This is a genomic window from Aquirufa novilacunae (assembly GCF_045310505.1).
GTDB classification, from domain to species: Bacteria; Bacteroidota; Bacteroidia; order Cytophagales; family Spirosomataceae; genus Aquirufa; species Aquirufa novilacunae.
Genome location: NZ_JBEWZG010000003.1, coordinates 191,472 through 211,905, shown reverse-complemented (window position 1 = coordinate 211,905; position 20,434 = coordinate 191,472). Strand labels below are relative to the sequence as shown.

The 20,434-nt window shown below is 41.0% G+C and carries 16 protein-coding genes; 5 read left to right on the top strand and 11 right to left on the bottom strand.

Going from position 1 to position 20,434, the window contains the following annotated elements; genetic code table 11:
* Window positions 1-83: 83 nt before the first annotated feature.
* Genes V7S74_RS09090 through V7S74_RS09080 form a run of 3 tightly spaced genes read right to left on the bottom strand, consistent with a single transcriptional unit; the run spans window position 84 to window position 6,286 of the window.
* Entirely contained in the window at window positions 84-791 is a 708-nt protein-coding gene (locus V7S74_RS09090) for an alpha/beta hydrolase (RefSeq protein ID WP_406778443.1), read from the bottom strand.
* Entirely contained in the window at window positions 791-2,098 is a 1,308-nt protein-coding gene (locus V7S74_RS09085) for a flavin-containing monooxygenase (RefSeq protein WP_406778442.1), read from the bottom strand. The genes V7S74_RS09090 and V7S74_RS09085 overlap by 1 nt, the downstream gene beginning before the upstream one ends.
* Before the next feature lie 57 nt (window positions 2,099-2,155).
* Window positions 2,156-6,286 (bottom strand): T9SS type A sorting domain-containing protein, encoded by a 4,131-nt coding sequence (locus V7S74_RS09080; protein WP_406778441.1) that lies wholly within the window; start codon window positions 6,284-6,286, stop codon window positions 2,156-2,158.
* A 197-nt stretch (window positions 6,287-6,483) separates the two neighbouring features.
* On the opposite strand from V7S74_RS09080, the gene V7S74_RS09075 reads away from it, so the two are divergent.
* Window positions 6,484-7,311 (top strand): alpha/beta fold hydrolase, encoded by an 828-nt coding sequence (locus V7S74_RS09075; protein WP_406778440.1) that lies wholly within the window; start codon window positions 6,484-6,486, stop codon window positions 7,309-7,311.
* A gap of 36 nt (window positions 7,312-7,347) precedes the next feature.
* Here the strand turns inward: V7S74_RS09075 and V7S74_RS09070 are convergent, their stop codons facing one another.
* A complete protein-coding gene (locus V7S74_RS09070) occupies window positions 7,348-8,664 on the bottom strand; it encodes a serine hydrolase domain-containing protein (protein ID WP_406778439.1) in 1,317 nt (438 codons plus the stop codon).
* Window positions 8,665-8,673: 9 nt separating this feature from the next.
* Window positions 8,674-9,579: an alpha/beta hydrolase gene (locus V7S74_RS09065; RefSeq protein WP_406778438.1), complete on the bottom strand. Its 906-nt coding sequence runs from the start codon at window positions 9,577-9,579 to the stop codon at window positions 8,674-8,676.
* 227 nt (window positions 9,580-9,806) lie between these two features.
* On the opposite strand from V7S74_RS09065, the gene V7S74_RS09060 reads away from it, so the two are divergent.
* Both V7S74_RS09060 and V7S74_RS09055 read left to right on the top strand, forming a co-directional pair.
* Window positions 9,807-11,009: a hypothetical protein gene (locus V7S74_RS09060; RefSeq protein WP_406778437.1), complete on the top strand. Its 1,203-nt coding sequence runs from the start codon at window positions 9,807-9,809 to the stop codon at window positions 11,007-11,009.
* Window positions 11,003-11,866: an EamA family transporter gene (locus V7S74_RS09055; RefSeq protein ID WP_406778436.1), complete on the top strand. Its 864-nt coding sequence runs from the start codon at window positions 11,003-11,005 to the stop codon at window positions 11,864-11,866. The genes V7S74_RS09060 and V7S74_RS09055 overlap by 7 nt, the downstream gene beginning before the upstream one ends.
* On the opposite strand, the gene V7S74_RS09050 is transcribed toward V7S74_RS09055, so the two are convergent.
* From V7S74_RS09050 to V7S74_RS09040, 3 genes are all read right to left on the bottom strand, one after another.
* A complete protein-coding gene (locus tag V7S74_RS09050; RefSeq protein ID WP_406778435.1) occupies window positions 11,867-12,163 on the bottom strand; it encodes a hypothetical protein in 297 nt (98 codons plus the stop codon). It lies immediately after the preceding gene.
* An 87-nt stretch (window positions 12,164-12,250) separates the two neighbouring features.
* The gene (locus V7S74_RS09045; protein WP_406778434.1) at window positions 12,251-14,629 is read right to left on the bottom strand and encodes a zinc-dependent metalloprotease; all 2,379 of its coding nucleotides are present in this window, start codon (window positions 14,627-14,629) and stop codon (window positions 12,251-12,253) included.
* A 60-nt stretch (window positions 14,630-14,689) separates the two neighbouring features.
* Window positions 14,690-15,640, bottom strand: coding sequence for a phytanoyl-CoA dioxygenase family protein (locus V7S74_RS09040; protein WP_406778433.1), 951 nt, complete (start codon window positions 15,638-15,640; stop codon window positions 14,690-14,692).
* A 114-nt stretch (window positions 15,641-15,754) separates the two neighbouring features.
* Here V7S74_RS09040 and V7S74_RS09035 point away from each other — a divergent pair, with 114 nt between their 5' ends.
* Window positions 15,755-16,591, top strand: coding sequence for an AraC family transcriptional regulator (locus V7S74_RS09035; RefSeq protein WP_406778432.1), 837 nt, complete (start codon window positions 15,755-15,757; stop codon window positions 16,589-16,591).
* Here V7S74_RS09035 and V7S74_RS09030 read toward each other — a convergent pair whose 3' ends face one another.
* Both V7S74_RS09030 and V7S74_RS09025 read right to left on the bottom strand, forming a co-directional pair.
* Window positions 16,592-17,548 (bottom strand): Fic family protein, encoded by a 957-nt coding sequence (locus V7S74_RS09030; protein ID WP_406778431.1) that lies wholly within the window; start codon window positions 17,546-17,548, stop codon window positions 16,592-16,594. It abuts the gene before it with no gap.
* A gap of 86 nt (window positions 17,549-17,634) precedes the next feature.
* Window positions 17,635-18,534 carry a hypothetical protein gene (locus tag V7S74_RS09025; RefSeq protein WP_406778430.1) on the bottom strand — a complete coding sequence of 300 codons (900 nt, stop codon included), beginning with the start codon at window positions 18,532-18,534 and terminating at the stop codon, window positions 17,635-17,637.
* 171 nt (window positions 18,535-18,705) lie between these two features.
* Here V7S74_RS09025 and V7S74_RS09020 point away from each other — a divergent pair, with 171 nt between their 5' ends.
* Complete coding sequence (locus V7S74_RS09020) at window positions 18,706-19,197, top strand: ester cyclase (RefSeq protein ID WP_406778429.1); 492 nt, start codon at window positions 18,706-18,708, stop codon at window positions 19,195-19,197.
* A 21-nt stretch (window positions 19,198-19,218) separates the two neighbouring features.
* Here V7S74_RS09020 and V7S74_RS09015 read toward each other — a convergent pair whose 3' ends face one another.
* Window positions 19,219-20,400, bottom strand: coding sequence for a helix-turn-helix domain-containing protein (locus V7S74_RS09015; protein WP_406778428.1), 1,182 nt, complete (start codon window positions 20,398-20,400; stop codon window positions 19,219-19,221).
* Between the last annotated feature and the right edge of the window lie 34 nt (window positions 20,401-20,434).

Sequence of the window (20,434 nt, the reverse complement as noted above, 5' to 3'; positions counted from 1 at the left end):
TCTTTCTTTGCCGCCTTTTGGGAATTCATGCCTTTGGCCATGGTGTTGGGGGTTTAGGGAGGCAAGGTCGGGAAATTAATTGATTATTTTTCCTCTAACCAGGATTTTATCACCTCCGCCGTTTTTTCAAAATCCTTATCCAGCATCAAATCATGCGACCCTCCTTTGATGATTTCGAGTTTCGCCTTGTAAAGTTTCGCGGTGTTCGCAAATTCTTGAATGGTGATCAATCCATCCGCTGAGCCACCCACCACTAAAAGAGGGACAGATGTGCGATGATGAAAAGGGAGCATTAATCCTAAATAGGCAACAAATGATTCTGCACACATCAATGGTGCATAGCGCTCGGAAAGTGCTGGGTCATTTAAAATCAATTTTGGAAACCGCGTAAAAGCTCCTACCAGGTCTCTGCTGATTAAGTAAGGAATTACACCAGGGTATCTGAGTAACACACGAAAACTAGCAGCTAATACTCCTTCAGGAGGAACTGAACCTAAAAGTACAGCCTTTTTGCAAGTGCCTGTTTTTAGGAAGTGCTGCAAAATCATGCCACCCATGGAATGTCCAATGATGATGGGTGGTGCTTCCAGATCTGCTACTACACGGTGTAAAGCTTTCACATAATCACCTAAGGAATACGAAATTCGCCGAGTGCTGCCTTGGACCTCATGTCCCGGAAGGTCAAAGGCAACACAGTTATACCCCAGCTTCTCGAAATAGGGAATAAAATGCTCCTCCCAACACCAAGCGCCGTGTGCCATGCCATGAACGAATACGATCGTTTCTTTCATCAGATGGGGTTTTTACTGACGTAGTTTTTAGGCAGGTGTTTTTTCAGCTGATTGACGAACAGATGAAAGTCTACCGTTATCGTGTGTCGCGGGGTTTTAATTTGGTTGAGGTGGGGATGTGTGACCTCTCTTTGGCATAATTCAGCGATATTTTCCGGTCTCTGCCAAAGGCCCTTAATCGCCCTCGCCGCTATCTTGCTTTGCAATTCCGCACCCGGCCAAATACAACCCAGTGGCTGGAACATGCCCACGAAAAACAGGTTATCGTATTTCTCATGCAACATTTTGAGGTAAAGTGGCACATCGCCTTCGCTGTAATTTAAGAAGTCTTTTCGGAAGAAGGGGTGTTCCAAAATATAGCCGGTGCAGGCAATAATCGTGTCAAATTCCTCCACAGACCCATCCTTGAAATGCACATTTTGGCCCTCAAAATGATCAATATCAACTTTAGGGAACACCTTTCCGTGCCGTACTTTATACAATAATTCTTCGTTGATGGTAGGGTGGGTAGCTGTAATCGCATGTTCTGGCTCTTGAAGACCATACATTTTATTGGAACCGGAGAATATTTTGACGGATAATTCCGAAAGGAAAAATTTCAATTTCGTAGGCAGCCAGGCTAAACGGGAAGCCACCACATCACTCGGTTTGCCAAACAAAAACTTAGGCACAATCCGGTACCCTCTTCTCCAGCTAATACTTGTTTTCTTACTCACCCGGCTCGTTTCTACCGCCACATCACAAGCTGAATTCCCACCTCCTATGACTAGAATTCGTTGATCTCTAAACGGCTCAGCTTTCTTGAATTCATGCGAATGCATCAAACGACCCGTAAATTCCCCCGGATAATGGGGCATTCGAGGCAACCAGTGGTGGCCATTGCACACAACTAAGTGGGTAAAGTTTTCTGTTTTTTCTACCCCATCCTTCTCGGAAACGATGACCCAGTTTTTGTCATCGTCTAACTCGCAAGATTTTACTAAGGTCCCAAACTCAATATTCGGCGCGAGATTAAAATGAGCCGCATAAGCTTGAAAATAACGTCTCAATTGATCATGTGATGGATAATCAGGCATCCCTTTCTCGAAATCGTCGAAGGTGAAGTCCTCGTATTGCGATAGAGTTTTGGAACTAATAATGTGCGTAGTCTCAAAAACACTGGAGTGTCCTGTCTTCTCGTTATAGACCCAGTTTCCGCCTACCTGATAGTTGTATTCATAACAAACTACATCAAGTCCTTGATCTTTTAGGTTTTTTAAGGCTGTGATGCCGGATGGTCCAGCACCGATTACGCACACTTTGGTCATAGAAATGGCTTTTTGTCAAATATAACAAAAAGACAATTTAATCCCTGAATTCCACTATTATTCCTTTATCAACGCCACGGTACTTATCCGATTGTCAGTATCTGTAAATCGAATAATATACTTTCCTACAGGTAAGTTTGACATATCAATCACATCGCCATTATTTATTTGATTTACTCGTTTGATGACTAGGCCAAACGAATTAATGAGTTCAATATCCCCTTGACTTTCAGTCGCTATTTTTAGTTGATTCCTAGTTGGATTAGGGTAGACAGAAAAAGTAGGGACCTCTAAAATACCCGTGATGGCAATGCTTATCGCTGCCGATGGAGCACTTGGGCATCCTTGCGCATTGGTTACCACTAAACTATAGGCACCCGTCGCAGTGGCTACATAATTATTTTGTGTAGCTCCAGTAATTGCTTTATTATCCAAAAACCATTGATAAGTCCCAGTCGCAGTTGTACTTAAATTTTGAATGTTTGCAACGCTAATGGTAGGGGTATTTGGCTTTTGAACGTCCAATAAACTTGAAATGGTGGCTTGGTTTTTATTGCCCACCGTATCGAGCAATTTACCTGCCAATACATTTAGCGTTAAGCTATCTGCACAAGTTCGGTCAATGCTAATTTCAAAGTTTCGATTATCCACCTTTTTAATACCTGTAATTGAACCATTTTTGATAGATAGATCAGCAGTGGATAAGGTATTTCTAATGTATTCATTCGAGCGAACGTTAAGTACTAATTTACCGTTCGTTGAACTTGTTTTTGAGATACTCAAGATGGGATCCCGCGTATCCTTGTAGATAGTTGAAATAATCGGCTCACTTTCGTTATCCACAGAATCTCTCACGATACAACTAACTTCAATTAACCCATCTTCAAAGCCTTTTAACACGGAATCTTTGACACTGATGTTTGAATTAGAGAAGGTTCCGGTTATTGTTTTTACCAGAGCTTCTGTTTTGTAAAAGCCAGGCGAACTTTGTTTTGTAGGTGTAACACTGGCTTGTTTAATGCTCAAAATATAGGATCCTTTTGCTTCAGAAGCTTTAATCTGGTAGATCAATGAGTCAATATTAGTCTTGCCAAAATTCGCCAAATTGGTTTTTAAAATCGCAGATTTTGGAGCAAGCACATCTTTAGCATAGATCGATTTGCCTATCCCTAGGAGTGTTTTTGTCGAGTCTAGCATGAAGACGGTGGCATATAAAATTCCATCATTTACGCCTGTTAATTTGATGTTTTCGACCACGATGGAGTCTTTGCTCATCTTCCCTTCACTTACGACAGAATTACCTCCCATACTACTATAAAAACGGGCACGGTAATTCTTGTTCTTGCAATCTTTACAACTGATGGAAAGGCTAAGTGCCTCTGCATTTTTGGCATTCACTTTTTTGCCTAAAATTTCCACTTTTGGCTGTACTAGTTTCGTCGTATCTGCTTTTTCTAAATCAAAACGAACCACCTCTGTGAAGTTGTAGTATTTCTTATTTCCTGCACGGTCAAAAAGGGTTATACCTTCCACTCCCCATAAACCAGGGGCAGAACCTTTAGGCAATAAAGTGGATACTTTGTATTTCCGCCAATTCCCTGGAGGGCCTACTATATCTTTAAGAGAGAAGAAGAAATCCTGTCCGAATGATTTGGTGAAATCACCCTGCATTCCATAGTAGAAAACTTTTCCTTGAGGGTCTCTTAAAGTATAACCGCCATTTTGTAATCCAGCCTCATTACCTAAATATGCAGAGCTATCTCTTGCGAAAAATTCCATCTCGAACAAGGTTTCCCCATCTGGTGCTGTCGGGTTACTAGGCGTTGCTTTAATATAAATTTGATTAATATCTAGAATTGGAGGAATGAAATCTGGGTATTTTGTTTTAACATATACACTATCTCTTAGATGTTTAGTTGTATTTTTTTCAACTCGAAAAGCAGTAGTATCCCTCATAAAGAAGGCTCTGGCTTCATTTCTTGCCTCATCAATTAAAAACATGCTGGTTGTCACATAATAACCTGTCGGATAGTATTCAGGGATAGGAAATTTGTAGTTAACGTGGTTGATGTTTTTATTTTGAACATCTTTTTGAATATAGGTGGGATTATCGCCTAAAACACCGAATTGAAAATCTTGGCGAACTCCATTTTCGTCATTTTTAGGTATTGCAAAGTTCAAGCCAGTATAAACCATTTTATTGGTTTCTATCAAATCAAAATCGGCTTGAATATTTTGGTAAGTGTCGCCGTCCGCATATTCATCGGTAGAGAAATATTTATATTTACCCGAACCCGTTTTTAGTTTTAACGTATTTTCGGAATACTTAGGATTAATGATGTCTTCTTTGGGATTATTGATGAAAATTTTTAGTCCAAACGTACTGTTATTTTCATAGCGTTGATTCCCTACCTGATCAGTAAGTACAATTTGATTCACACTCCAATATCCGGCTTTAGAAAATTTCGAAATGGTAATTTTCCCCTCCAGAATAAAGCCTTTCCCATTATCTATTGGATTTAAATACATATCATATGCACTGCCTATAGAACTACTAATTCTGGTGAAGGCATACTTTGCCCCATCTTGTTTTTCATCAATCTTATTTAATTCAATTCGAATGACTAATTCTTTATCCTCCTCAGGTAAACCATTGACTTCCACATCAACTTTTTTGATTTTGCCGGGGTAATTATAGTCAGGAAATAGATTATAAACCTGGAAGGTTAAATCCTTACGAATAATGGTTACATACCTTGTTCCTTGCATAATCCGATCCCGAATAAATTCAAATTTCTTCATGGATCTAGACCGAAGAATTTCTGGATTGACCACATAAGCAGCAATGGATTCTGCCATATCCTCATTCGGATTTTTCGCATGTGCATAGGCGGATACAAATTCTGTCGTATTACTAGTGCTCCACCCTTCTGCCGCTGTAGGGTCCAGAAACCATCCTCCAGTAGTTGCCCAATCATCTCGTAGTTTTTGGTCAAATAAGCCTTCCCACATAAAGTGGGCTTTTTCATGTAATATCAAGCGTTGAACATCGGAGTATTGAGCACTATTAAATGCTTTCTGCATAAATTCAATCGTTTTTCTTCCTACCCAAGCAATGGCTGCTGCTGGTGGATAAGTCGGATTGTCTTGTCCTGCAATTCTTCTTGCTAGATATTTTAAATTGCTTTGAACATGCATTCCATCCGGTAATTCTTCGAACATGGACAAAATGGATATTTTTTCTGAAGCTGAAAACTCTTGGAAATTGGAGAAGTCTTCACCCATGATTTGTTTTAATTCTGCATTAGGAATAAGAAAGCGAATCCCAAAACGGCTATTTGCGAGCTGATCTACAGCATTCTTATCGTAGCCATAATTAGTGGCAAAATTGACGATGGCTCCATAGAGTCTTTTGGAATAAAATCGACCTTTCACCCCATCCAAAGTAACCACAAGGGGAGAGGAATAAGTAAAGGCTTTTCTGGAAATTGTGACAAACTTGATATTATTTCGTTCGACGATTTGAATGTCATCAATCACCTCTTGATCGGTGATGTACCAAACCGATTTCACCTCAGACTTGAAGGTGGCTAAGGCATCATCATTAATGATAAGTGATGGAATTCTCTTAACTGTTTGAAATAAACGGAAGGCGTCCTCTGGCGTCCAAGGGCTAACTTTATCCGATAAGGCAATGCCGTGTTTGTTGAGTAGGTTGATTGAATTAAAGTCCTCGGGTATTTTGATACTTTGGTCTAAAATCTGAATCTCGTTTGGTTCGTTGATATAACTTTGTTGCGCGTGTCCCACATAACTCGAATCATCTTGCCATTTATAAACATAATTGGTCTTATTCGTCAGTGTGATGGGGTTTAAGCGAATCTCTAAAATTTTATCCGTCCCATTTAATTCAAAAACCTCTGTGGAAGGGAAATAATACCCGGTAGCATCTAGTTTTAACGCCCATTTTCCATTACTTAAATTCGGGAATGTATGCTCAAGGTTGCCTGTAGAAATGCCGCCTAACTTTTTGAAGAAGAAAATTTCTGAACTTTTTTGAATCTGAACCGTGCACGTATCGCCTACTTTTAAGCCAAGTAGTTTTACCTTAATGGAGTTTTGGGCGGAAAGGGAAAGGCTTGAGGTGAATGCAAGGAAAAAAAGTGTTCTAAAGAGAATTGATCGCATAAATTTGAGGCTTTGCAATGCAGAGGTTACAATAACATAAAAATAAATTCATTTCATTAAAAACACAATTCGACAGGATGTTCAAATGAGTACAGATAATTCATACATGTTTCTATTCTGTTCCTAAATCCGCAAAAGGGAACAGATTAAATTTCGTAATCCACAGATTTACTTATGAAAATGCGCTTATTTGTAACATGAAACACTTAATCTTATTACTTGTCATAAGCCTCTCCACTTTTGGCCAACAAAAAATACCCTACGGAAACAATCCGAAAGCCGGTCATTATGCGGCTATACGTGGAATCAACCTCTATTACGAGACCTATGGAAAGGGGGCTCCTTTGCTTTTTATTCATGGGAATACCGGTTCAATTAAGGACTTCAGCAATCAGATTCCTTTTTTTTCGAAGCACTACCAGGTGATAATTGCCGATAATCGATCACATGGGAAATCCATTGATACGCAAGATTCCTTAAGTTATGAACAGATGGCGGATGATTTTGCGGCACTCCTCGATCACCTGAAATTAGATTCGGTAAACGTCGTGGGCTGGAGTGATGGCGGAATTAATGGACTTTTATTAGCGAGTCGTCACCCAAAGAAAGTGCGTAAACTAGCGGTTACAGGAGCTAATTTAATTCCGGATCCGATTAAAAGCACCGATCCATGGGTTGTTGAACTAGTTAATCATATGATTGATAGCTTACAAAAAGCGCCCGAATCTTTGGAGCGCAATCGCGTACTCAAATTGAGTCGAATTTTAGTGGAACAACCTCACATCACGCACGCTAATTTAGCGAAAATTGAGTGTCCTACGTTGGTAATAGCAGGTGATCATGATGTGATTTTACCGCATCATACCCTAAAAATTGCCTCTGCCATCAAGCGTTCTTATTTATGGATTTTGCCAAATTCCGGCCATTCCACCCCCGTTTTTTATAAAAATATTTTCAATTCCACTGTACTTGATTTCTTAAAAACACCTTACCGGAAGATAGAGAAGCAAGCTAGATTCTATTAAATAAAATAAGGCCCACCGCAGGTGGGCCTTATCTATTTATTTTGCTATACTACCCCAAACGAGGTGGCGGTATTTGCCATTATGTCCCGTGGGTTCAGGAGCTAATTGCATAAAAACCATCGAGAACATATCCTCTTTGCGATCTATCCAGAATTGTGTCCCAAAATACCCGAGCCAGAAATAAGATCCCGCTGAAATCGTTTCGAATTTCGCTTGTTCTTCCGGATATACGTACACCGTTATGCCTGCTTTGAATTGAGAGCGGCCGGTTACACCCATCGCTACCCCATCTTTTGTAGCGACGTCGAATAGTGGTTTTTCGATCATTTCTACGGTTTTTTTGCTCAAAATTCGAGCACCATCTAGTTCTCCGTAATTTAATAGCATTTGGAAAAAACGGGCATAATCGTCCACATTACTCATGACGTCCGTTCCGCCCATGGCTAATTGTGTATTTGTGTCTTTCCAAAAATCCATCGATGTCTCTGTCGAGAATCCCATTAAATCACGTCCCACTTGGTCGGTATAAATGCCCAGTTGTCCATTGCTTTTACGCGTATAAACTTGTGTTACATTTTTCCATTCTTCTGTAGGAACTCCCAGATACGTACGATTCATTTTGAGTGGAGCAAAGATCTCTTGACGTAAAAAATCAGGAAAGCTGCGGCCATCTAATTTTTCAATGACACGCCCTAAAACCTCTAAATTCATTCCATACGTCCAGCTTTCACCAGGCTCGTGGGTTAGGGGTAATTTAGCAGCGCTTTGAATGATCTCAGCCAGTTTTAATCCACTTTTGACCTTAGGGAAGGCAAAGGTAATATTTGCTCTCACGTAAGCTTCATGTCCTAAACTTGCGAAAGGGGGATAAGCAATTCCTGAGGTGTGTGTGAAAACGTGCTTCATCAAAATCTTGTTTTTCGCAGGACGGGTGATGAATTCGTGCTTCACTGTGTCATATCCAATCAAAACTTGCATGTTCGCAAATTCAGGCAAGATGTCGCCTAAGGGAGTATCCATGGTGAAAAGTCCGCGTTCATACAATTTCAAGCCAGCCACCGCTGTGATGATTTTGGACATACTGGCCATACGGAATAAGTGGTCTGTCCGCATGGCTTCACCTGTTTCTAGGTTTGCTTTTCCAAAAGCCTTTTTATACACCACTTTGCCATGGCGCACGATCATTCCGATGGAACCAGGAATGATTTTTTTATCTGTTTGGGAGGTTAAAAATGCATCTACGCGCTGAATACCTTCTTTAGATAAGCCAGCTTGAATAGGATCTCCAGTAGGGAGTCCGGATTGCGCAAATACGTTTATTGCGCAGAAGAGGAGTAGGAATAATTTTTTCATGGTTTGGGTTTATTTATCTGCTTTGTGACCTTTTCCTAATGATCGATCGACTGGTAGACCATAGAAATAATAGAGGATTTTGCCTGTCAAAGCACCTATTTCAGAAACGTGGCTTTCATCTTGGAAAACATGATGTGTTACGTTGAGTCCCGGATAATTCCTACTTTTTAACGCATTAGCTAAGTTCAAGGCTCTTTTTTCAAATAAATTTTTGCCTTCCAGCGAGGAGGCGGAAATGAATACTTTGCCTGACAATTTCTTCTTCGAAGCGAAGAAGGCTTTCTCTAAACGCATCGTTTCATCATCATTAACAAATAGGGGAGCGCTGTTGATACCTATTTTGGAGAAATAACCCGGATCCTTGAACATCACATGAGATGCAAATAAAGAACTTAGGGAATGACCTGTTAAACCACGATCGTCAGATGTCTTGTAGTTTGCTTCGATGAACGGGATCACCTCCGTTTTAATGGCATTATAATACTGTGCCCCATCTCCAGAATGCAGTTTTACTGGTGCTCCGCGAAGCAAATTTGCTACATGGAAAGAGTCTTCATAAGCCACATTGTCAAAATTCAACACGGGGTAACGAGAAATAATCCATTCAGGTAAACTCATGCGATCATCACCTATACCCACGATGATGGCCGGCTCGATTTCTCCCGCCATCATTTTATGCATTTCGTGCATCAATGGGAAAGAATAGAAGGCATCCAGCACATATAGTACGGGGTATTTTTTATCTGACTTAGCATCATATCCCATCGGTACGGAAACCGAAACGCGGATATTGCTTTTCATGATTTTGGATGGAACATCGTACGCTTCTGCACCGAAAAGTGTGGCTGGTTGTGGGCTTTGAGCTAGGGCGCTGAAAGTGGCGAGCGCTACTAATAAAACGAATAATTTTTTCATGAGGGTTTGTTTTGGTTATCACCAAAAATATTCGGTTAGCCTTGCTATATCCTTAAATTCTCGAATAAGTTTGTTCCCATTTCCGCAAAAGGGAACAATTTCAACGTTAGCAAAATGTCCAAATGTGTCCAAATGGTAAAAAATAGGCAAGATTTTTGAACAAAGGAATTCTCTAAAGGTTCCTCTTTTAAATTTAATCGTATATTGAGCGGTTATTGTTCTAATTTATGCCAGCATCTATTCCCCTTAGCTCCCACGAAAAAAAGTGGTTGATTAAAATTATTCAGGAAGTTTACGGGATTCAGATTTTGGATGCTTACTCCTGCCAAAAACTAAGCGACGAATTACTCTCCAGAGCACGTATTTCCATTTCATATAATACGATTCGGCGGCTTTTTGGCGTTATAAAAGGACCCACACAAGCCTCCCGCTTTACCTTGGACAGTTTATGTAAAGGCCTAGGCTATGCCGATTTTGCTGCTTTTCAACAAGCGGTTAATCAATTCGAAAAGGATTTCTTTAACGAGATGTTGATTTTAAATCGCCTGAAAAAGCGAAAAGACGATGCCATTATCCTCGGAATTGCGCAACAATTTCAGATGAAGAATTGGGATGAGGTATATCAATTTAAATCGATCATTGATCTCTGCCTAGAGGTGGAAAATTTCGATTTATTGACACAGATTTTTGAGCTGAAATTTGACACGAAAAATCAAGACGTCACTTGGCGTTTATACGTTTCTTTTCAGTCCATCTATGTCCAAAGTTGCCAAAACAATGAACGTGTCATTGCTTATGTGGAGGAATTGTTGAGGACAAATGAACTTGCTCAGCGGATTTTATTGCAGTTGTTTGTAGAGGAGGAATGTCTTCAGGGCTATTACGGCAGGTGGCTGCGTGCAACCTCAGAGGATTTAGTGGAGGATATGGTGGTGTTTAAAAATAGCATGCTGTGTCAACTGGCTTTTGAAAATAAAGAGATTGAAACCGCTAAAAAGCATTTATTCATCGCAAAGCAGGCCTTCAAGGAGCACATGCATCCGAATCTAAGGGGTCGTATTGCCGCCTGGGATTATATCTTACATGGCAATCGGCAAACATGTGAAGATTTTTATACAGGTCTCCATGAATTTACTGACAAGCTATCCTTTTTGGTCTTTTTCTATCGTTTATTAGAGGTCTATCATCAGGAGCTGTTAAGTTTTGATTACCTTGAGACCTTTGTAGTGGACGATTTGCTCATTAATTTTTCCTTCCCTGAGAAGCATAATTTGAATAAAATGTATTTGTTGAAGGCACGATATTGTATCCAAAAAGGCGATGTAGGACTGGCAAGACAGTTAAAGGGTAACCTGAATCTACGCTACATTTACAGTTGTGATAAAGCCTGGGTTGATCGTCAGCTCGCATTTGTGGAAGCAACATGCTAGGTCTACTTTACATCGTTTTAAGCTCTGTTTTCTTCGGATTCAGTAACGCGTATTGGAAGAAGGCCATACAAAACACTCCTTTTTTGCAAGTCATTTTTATGCGAGGGCTTTATACGACTTCGTTTTTTGGCCTCTGTTATTTGCTCGATTTGCGGTGGGGGATTTTCGAGCCTTGGCTAGGTGCCCTTCCTGATTTTTCGGCAGAGCAGCTCGGTCTGAGTTTTGGACTCTGCGTTTTTAGTGCTTTTGGATTATTTTTTTTCGTTCGTACGCTGAAAACAGAAGCTGTTTCACTAGTAGCTCCCATCTCTTCGATCAATGTATTTGGCTTGTTAACGGCGGTGCTATTTTTCGGGGATTCCTGGGGAATGAATCAGACAACTGCGATTTTTTGTGTGTTAGTGGGCCTCTTATTTATCTTTAGAAGTCAGTGGCAATTTGCGTCGATTTCCTCTTTTTGGAAGGCTTTAGGTGGGAGTATTTTAGCCTCTTTTTTCTGGGGAGTTTCCTATTCTTTGTTTAGATTCCCCATTCATTGGCTGGGCGTTTTACCCTTCACGTTCTTGCTCGAAGTAAGCGTAACACTTTTTGTAGGGGTATTATTAGTTTCCCAAAAGCACAGCTGGCAGGCAATTCCCCAGCGCCCCATTCAAGTACTAGCTCTGTGCATCATTTTAGGATCTATTTTTTTGCACATTTCCTACCAGTCTGCATCGGTCACCCAAATCATTTTCATTGGTAAATCACAACTGGTTTTGACCTTGTTTTTTAGCCATCTACTCTACCGCGAAAAGCTTACCTATCTTCAAATAGTGGGGGTAGGTTTTTTAATTCTATCTATTTATTTAGTCGTCTAATTAGAGTAGCATCGCTAAATAACTCTTCATTCCAAAGGCCTCCCGCGGGCGAAGGTGACGCAAAGAGCAAAAGCGATTTTTCGTTAGAGCGATGAACGTATCGGCTAGTACTAGATTTTCAATGGTCCGTATCTGTACCACATCGTTGACAGGAAATGTGTGGACGAGTTTTTTAAATCGGAACAGGCGCAAAGAGTACACCTCGATCATCCCGTCGTGAATCAATACCTCGCGTCCTTCTTTTCCAGCTAATAGGATATACCAAGGACTTTTGCAGACAAATTGCTTTGAATTCATAGTTTTCGTTTCTATGATTCAAAGCTAGTCTAACCGCTTGATACATGCTTTGGCCAAATAGGTTCAAATAAGTTCAAACGTGTCCATTTACTCAAAGCAATCCATACCAATAGGCGCACCATCCGGAATCACCGGTGTTTGCATCGGTTTCCAATCCGCTGGATTTGCCTTGAATTGATCAATGGTTTGAACTAAATACCCAGCAAAAGACCCGGTCTTTTTGCTGTAAAATTCCCGAATGCCTTTCACAGAGGAAGCGACCTCTGCCGCCGCTAATGGAGAAATGGATGGCGCATTCAATACATTCAATAAGGAAGAAACCACCTTGAAATTAATCGTCTCTTGTGTAGCCTGTAGATAGGCGTCAGTGTGAGACGTAAAAAGTGTGGCCTTCAATAAGGTATTCAAGGTCTCTGAAACCCCTAATTGCTGCGCGTTTACTGCTTTATTACCAGCTAACCGAGAAAGACGATCAGGGTGTAATAGAAAGTCTAAGGTGTAATCAGCCGCTGATTCGACGGCGCCGAAAGGATCGAATGTGATTCCTGTTTTCCCTTTAAAGGATTCCCTTGTGCGGTCATTGTTGAAAGCGCGAGGTGGGAATAAAGCTAATTTATCCTTCGGAATGGCTAATGTTCTAGCGTCTAATGTCGCTGCCACCGATTTCAAGGCTTTTTGTTGTAAGGCTACCGAAGCATTTTCTAGCACGAGTTCTTTGCCACCTCTGACCGCGTAATTGTATTCGTAGCCTCCAATGATCTTAGTCGTTGCCTCTGTTTGGTAGCGGTGCAAGAAATACAAGGGAACAAAGACGTCTTCTAAGTGTGAATAGGTCTCGTTCGGGCGAATGTTTTTCACAGAAAAGTTCGCGATGGCTTTTTGGCGAACGGCTAAAATGTGGTCTAATTCGTCTACGATGGTTTTTCCATTGTCCCAAAGGTGGGCATAGATATGCGCCCCACCCGGGTTACGTGCATCGGAGTCGGTGATGAAGCGAAGTCCTTTGGCATAGGCATTATCAATCACCTGATTTAATTCAGCTGTGGTTTTGTGATCCCCATACGCATAATCTACAGACACCTTATCCCAGTCGCCTATTTTCGTATCATAAGCGTGGCTGAAATCCATCTGGTCTCCCTTAAAATCGATTTGTGGATGCGGATAATCCATTACACTGCTATTCTCCCGAGCACTGGCCGCATAGTTATGGGCAAAACCCAAGGTATGGCCTATCTCATGTGCGGCGAGTTGTCTGATGCGAGCCAAAGACATCTCCATCATCGGTCCATTCGCAGAACCATCGGTCGCAAATGGAGCGTTCATTAACGCTTGCGCGATCATGAAATCCTGACGAATCCGAAGACTACCTAGACTCACGTGCCCTTTCATAATTTCCCCGGTACGAGGATCCGTTATACTCGCTCCATAGCTCCAGCCTCGCGTAGAACGGTGCACCCACTGAATAACATGATATCGGACATCCATCGGATCCGCATCCTCAGGTAATAATTTAACCTGGAAAGCATCCTTATAACCAATGGCCTCGAAAGCCTGATTCCACCAGCGACCACCCTCCATTAAGGCAGAACGTACGGGTTCCGGTGTGCCATTATCTAAATAATAAACGATTGGTTTAACCGCCTCGCTCACGGCTGCTTTGGGATCTTTTTTCTCCAAATGATGACGCGTAATCCACTGCTTCAATACTACTTCATTCACAGGAGAAGAGTAATCTTGAAACGAAATCGCATTTGCTCCGGAACGCGGGTCGAATACACGCGGCTGGTAGTTATTGTCTGGTAATTGAATAAAGGAATGGTGCTCTACCACGCTCACATAATCCGCGTTAGGGGCGACGGAACGAATTTCTGCTCCATTTCCATTGCCAGCAAAGGTCAAGCGGGCTTCGAATTCGGTGTTTTGCGGGAAGGATTTTGTGCGCTCTAATGCTAGTGAGCTTTTGGACTTATCTAAACTATAGATTCCTTGTTTTGCCTGATTTAAGCGCTTCAAAACGCCATGTGCGTCTTGCATCAAGAAATCAGTAATATCGATAATATAAGCCCCCTCTGAAGTGCCTTCAATTTTGAAACCGAATAAAACTGATTTTGCGAAGGCCTGCTGCACCGATAATTTCTCGAGAGGATTGGTGGTGTTCGCCCGGTATTGGGTGTTCGGTTGAACTAAGAATAATTTGTTTCCTTGTTTCTCAAAGAAAACGACCTGCTCATTGCCTAATTGACCTCTATCCAGCCCTAAATCATTATTTCCCACGCCTTGAGCTAAGGAATACACATACATAAATTCCTCGTTTAGCTTTTTTACCTCCAAGTAGATTTTGTCATTCGACTCGTCGTAATAGAAGTTGAAATAGCCGGTATGGGCTTTCATGGATTTGATTTTATCCGCTATTTGTGCGGAAGCGCTAAGGCTAAAAAGGACGAAAAGTAGGAGCAGTTTTTTCATAACCCAATTTAGGAATTTAGCTGATAAAGAAAAAGCTCGAATTTCTCCGAGCTTTCTAATTTACCAGCGATCTAATCCCAGTATTTTTTTCCCTAGCTCATTGAGCTCAGCTGTTTCATATTTCGTTTGTTCCCATTTGCGCGGATCACCTGGGAAGGCGTAGCCCTCTGGAGCGATGCGATCGCGCCAAGAATTAACCCGCCATTCGCGTAGTTCCGTATTATCTTCCTCCGCCGGCATCATCGAAATATATTGTGCACAACGCACTTGGTCGCTATTGTTTGCGCGAATACCATGAGGCTGCAGACTATTAAATATCAATAAGTCGCCGGCCTCTAGTGTTACTTTAGTAGGGGTGAAACCAGTCGTGTCTGGGAGGAAACGGTTGCGGTCTTCTGGTTGCGTTAATTTCCAGGTATCGTAGTCGCGGAATAACTCGGGGATACATTGGAAGCCTCCCATGTTTTCATCCAATTGATCGGCTAAAGCCAAAACCCCTTGCACATTCACGGGCTTCGTCTCCGGATCGTAATCCCAGTGGATAAAGGCCTTGTATTCGTGGCCGGGACGAATAGGGAAGTTCAAGTTTGCACGATCGATCGTCACCCATAATTTCTCCGTCCCCCAAATATCCACAAACGCATCATAAACTCTTTGCGTCGAGCGATTGTCCCACTGAAATTGGCTATTATAACATTCTACCATCCCCGTGTTTGCCAGTTCCTTCATCTTCATTTCTGCACGTGGAGCAGTGTACCAAGTGCTAGGGTCATTCGGATCTTTCTCTTCGAATTCATACAAGAAGGCCGCCGTTTTTAAAGCTTGCTCACGCGCTACCGCTTGCTTAATCACTACGTAACCATTATGCTTCCAAAAGGCCCAATCCTCCTCACTTAAAACCCGTAAAGGCTGTCCGTTTGAACGATCATTTAATTTTAAAGCACTGCTTTTTGCTGTCGATGGATTACCCGGAATGTCGTAGTGGGCGTTATTAGGGATGTCTGTTTTCATAGGTTCTTATTTTATGCCAAAGGTATAGCGACCTGAGCCTCTTTTTTTCTGCTCTATTGATAATTATTTGTACTGCATTGATAAATTATTTCCACATTTAGCTATTTTAGGCAAATGAAATTGAATCTAGAGCAAATTCACCCGGATAATGACAGTTCATTTAGGTTTCTTTTGACCCCTAAATTGAACGAAGTTTTCTATTGGCATTTTCATCCAGAAATCGAATTAGTATATGTGGAGGCAGAAAAGGGGATCAGGCATATTGGTGATCATATTTCCACCTATGAGGGCTGTGATTTGGCCTTAATCGGCTCCTATATTCCCCATTTGAATTTTGATTATGGGGTCAAAGCCACCGTGGAGACGGTGGTGATTCAATTTCCAGAGACCTATTTTGAAGCGGGTTTAGCTCGTATTCCAGAGCTTCAAAAGGTAGTGGATTTAATGGAAAGAGCGAAAACGGGCATTGCGTTTACAGGTGAAACGAAACGAATAGCCGGGATTCGGTTGAAGAAATTACAGTACATGGATCGTTTCCATCAATTTATGGAGTTGATGAGCATCTTTCAGTTTTTGGCCGTATCCGACGAATTCGAAGACCTCGAGGTTCGCCCCATCTCAAGTCAAACCATCTTAAAACAACAAGAAAGGATGCACCGCATTCATCAATTTGTCGAGATGAATTTCCAAAAGCCCATTGATACCCAACAAATAGCAGAGGAAGTAAACTTGACTTTGCCTGCCTTTTGTCGCTATTTCAAGAAGGCAACGAAATTAACCTACACGGATTTTGTGAACCAATACCGTGTGCAATACGCAAAAAAACTGCTCATCCAAGATAAGAATGTGACCGAGACCTGCTTCGAATGTGGTTTTGAATCGCTGTCCTATTTTAACCGCATCTTTAAAAAGTTTGCAGGGGTGTCACCTTCAGAATTTAAGAGGAGATGATTACACTAAAACACGATATCTCGTTGCATTGCGTTCTCCATAAGTGGAAAATAACACCAACTCGACTCCTTTTTTTAAGTCTCTGCTGGCCGTAGCAGTGGACAAGTTTTTAAAAACGCGTTGGTAGTCTTTTCTAGAGAAATCCTTCATACCGATGAAAATGAAGTATTCGATTCGTTCAGTTTCGGATAAAACGACATTCGTGGTGTTTAATAAATTCGCTAATGATTGGTCTAATACACCTAACATATATTCAATGAATGGCGTCGATTGCCCGCATGCGTCGCTTTTAGCCAGTGCTTGATAGTACGCTGATTGTGAGGCAGCGATAATCGTTTCGAAGGGTAGGAATTCAAAAATCGGATGTGATTTTGATAAAAGTAGCGATTGCCAAAAGCGCCCCATTCGACCATTTCCATCCAAAAATGGGTGTATGAATTCTAATTCGTAGTGAAAAATACAGCTTTTAATAAGGAGCAGATCTGGGTCCCTGGCCACATAATCAAATAAATCATCCATTAGGTAGGATACACGTTCTGCCGGCGGTGCGATATGAGTGAGCGTTTTTCCTTTCGTGATTCCAACGGACCTATTTCGGTATTCCCCTGGATTTCTTACTAATCCTTGCATTAAAAGGAGATGTGCATTCAGAAAGGAAGCTCTTTTTGAGGGATCGAATTCATCCCAGCGAGCATATAAGGCTATGGCGTTTTGGACTTCTTTTTTGTCTCTTTCAAAACCGAGTAAGAGCTTTCCCTCGTCGATAGCCTGCACCTGTGACTCACTCAACGTATTTCCTTCGATGCCTAGAGTCGCCTGAATCGTCTTAATTCGATTCGCCTTCCTCAGTTGAGGTGATTTTTTGTCCAAATAGTGCGCGGAGGCTTCTCCAATCTTTAAAGAGATCGACGCCACTAAATTCAGAATAGAAGGGGAAATAGTATAGGGCGGCTTCATGATAGTATCATATGATACTATCAAAGGTAAAATAAAAGGCCGAAGAACAACGTTCTTCGGCCCTCTTTAAAATTCCTTAAAGAAATTTATTTAATCCCCTGAGAGAATTGATCTAATCCAGAGATTTTTCCATTTAAGTCAAATTGAAACATTTCAATTAATGACTTGTTCCAAACGCTACCATCCTTCGCAACACGCTTCTCCGTAGAAGTTACGATTACACCTGAAACTGGATCTGTATATGCGATTTTGATTGGAATAATTCCTGAAATTTTCCACTCAACTGATTTGAAGTCATTCATCATTTGACGAAGATCTTTCTTCTCGATCACCATTTTGTTGCCATCAAAGTCTGTTATTTTGACTTTATCAGCGAAGAAAGAAAGGACAGTTTCAATATCTAATGCATTATATGCCTTGTTGAACTTCTCAATCGCTTCCACTTCGCCACGGTTAGAGAATTGGAATGCTCTGCCGTTTGTTTCTCCTTTTGAGTAGAATCTACCACCTTCCGTTTTTCCAAACTCGTTTGATTTTGGGATAGATGAAAATTGGTTGAAGTCAGAAATTTTCCCAGACTGGTCTACTTTAAATAATTCGAACAAATTCATTTTTTGCTTCGATCCATCAATAGCCTCGCGTTCCTCTGTAGATTGTAACATGACAATTTCGTCCGTTGAACCTGCTACTTTGATAGGTAAGATGGCATAGGGAACGTTATTTAATTTCTTCATGTAAGCATGCCATTTCTTATTGAAGTCACCTGTTTTCTTTTGCATTTCTGGAGAGTATAGAGCTAGGTCTTTTTCAGAATCATTTGAGTTATACGCTTTCACCATGTCTAAAATTACTTGGCTACTTTTCTCAGAACCTAATTGGAAACCCTTTCCCGCATCTTTGCCAGAGAATATTTTACCCGCAGTTTGTTGTGCAGATGCACTGAATACAGATGCGACGATGGCACCTACTAGAACAAATTTTTTCATTAGAATTAATTTTTTGATTTGGTCAGCAAGTACGAGTTAATCGGGGGGCTTTGAAAGTAGTTGTGACTTGAATTTGTTCCCAAATGCGCAAAAGGGAACAGATTCGTTCGATGTAAAAATGATTAAAATGAAGAGATGAGTTAGGTTTGGTAAACTAAAAAACAAACAATAATGAAAAAAATCATTTTATCGATCTGTGTAGCGGCAGGATTATTCTCTTGCACATCAGAAGCAGATCAAAAAGCAAAAGTTGGAGCTGAAAACGTGGCTTATTACTCACGTGTTTGGGAGGTGGCTATCAATGAAGGTCGCACGAATATTTTGGATTCAGCTTACACGGAAGATGCCGTATTGCATACCGTTCCAGAAGTAAAGGGCAAAGCGAATTGCAAGGCTTATTATGAGAACTTTGTAACTGGTTTTACGGAGCGTCAATTTATTGTAAAAGAGATGTTTGCAGATGGCGACAAATTAGTCAAGTATTGGCAGTTCAAAGGAAAGCATACAGGTAATTTCTTTGGCATTCCTGCGACTGGTAAATCCGTAGATGTCATCGGTTGTACGATTGCCAAAATGAAGGATGGCAAAATCACGGAGGAGCAAGATTTCATGGACAACATGGTATTAATGACTCAATTAGGTCTGCTTCCGACGGCTAAATAAAAACAAAATGGAGGTGGAGGCTTAAGCTTCCGCCTTCTCTTTAATATAGGCAGAGGGAGTTACTCCTTTCCTGGCCTTAAAGGCATCGATGAATTTCGAACGTGAAACGAAGCCTGCGTCGGTGGAAATGGCCTCAATAGTGAGGCGCTTCGCATTTCCCTCCTCAATTAATTGACAAGCATACTCAATGCGTAAGTCATTTTTCCATTCTCCAAAAGTCTTCTTTAATTCCTTGTTGAAATAACTAGACAAGAATCTTTCTGGAATTTTAAGATCAAAAGACATTTGGGACAGAGAAAAATCATTCTTCACGAAAGGGTGCGTGCTCAAATAGTGCTGTAAATCTTGATCGAATTCTCGCGAAGCTGGCTCTTTTTTAGGTAAACTTGATTTGATCTCTTGCAAAATCGTCGCAGGGGCAAGTTCCACTTCGTAGGAAACATTTCCGTAGAGGATTTTGGGAAAGAGAAATAAGATGAAGTTTTGGACAAAAAATCCTCCACCACAAATTCCAAAGAAACGCGCTTCACTGAAGATGATGTTCGAAGGAATGCCTAAAATGGCATAGTTATGCGCGTAAATAGTGAGCATATGGCCTAAACTATTTCCTGCGATAACTAATTGCAAAATGACAAGAGAGAAAATCCATTTCTGAATCAAGCGGTGATTCGAAGGTAAAGCACCATATTTCTGCATTAAGTGGCGCTTATTCCATAGGAAATAAACGACAGCGCTGATGCAGTAGAGAATCAAATGAATGGAGCGGCCGTACAAAATCTGCTCAAAAGTGACCCATTGGAAGTTTAAATTATAGTCCTCCGTAATGTTCACGATTTCATGTGCCATTGCTGTTTTAGTGGCTAAGGGCAATGTCGTGAAAGGTAAGGTCGCAAAAAAAGTAAAAACGGCGGGAATTAAATGAAGCAAATCATAGCGATACAATCGCTTGTCCTCTGATACCGTGTGTTTTACGTAAAAAAACAAGGCCGGTCCGAGTAAAAAGGAGAGGGGTAAAAAATGCACAAAACAGATGCCTTCCCAGAACTCGATTTTGCTGTAATGTAGGCCAAAATAGACCATCAAAACCGAATTGCAACACAAGAAAAATAAGGCTAAAAACGTATTAGATCTATTTAATGAACTTAAATAGTACAAAAGAATAAAGGAGGTAAATATACCGAATAGTGGTGCTAGTATTGCCAAAACATGAATTTAATCAGTCACAAGATAGGCAAAA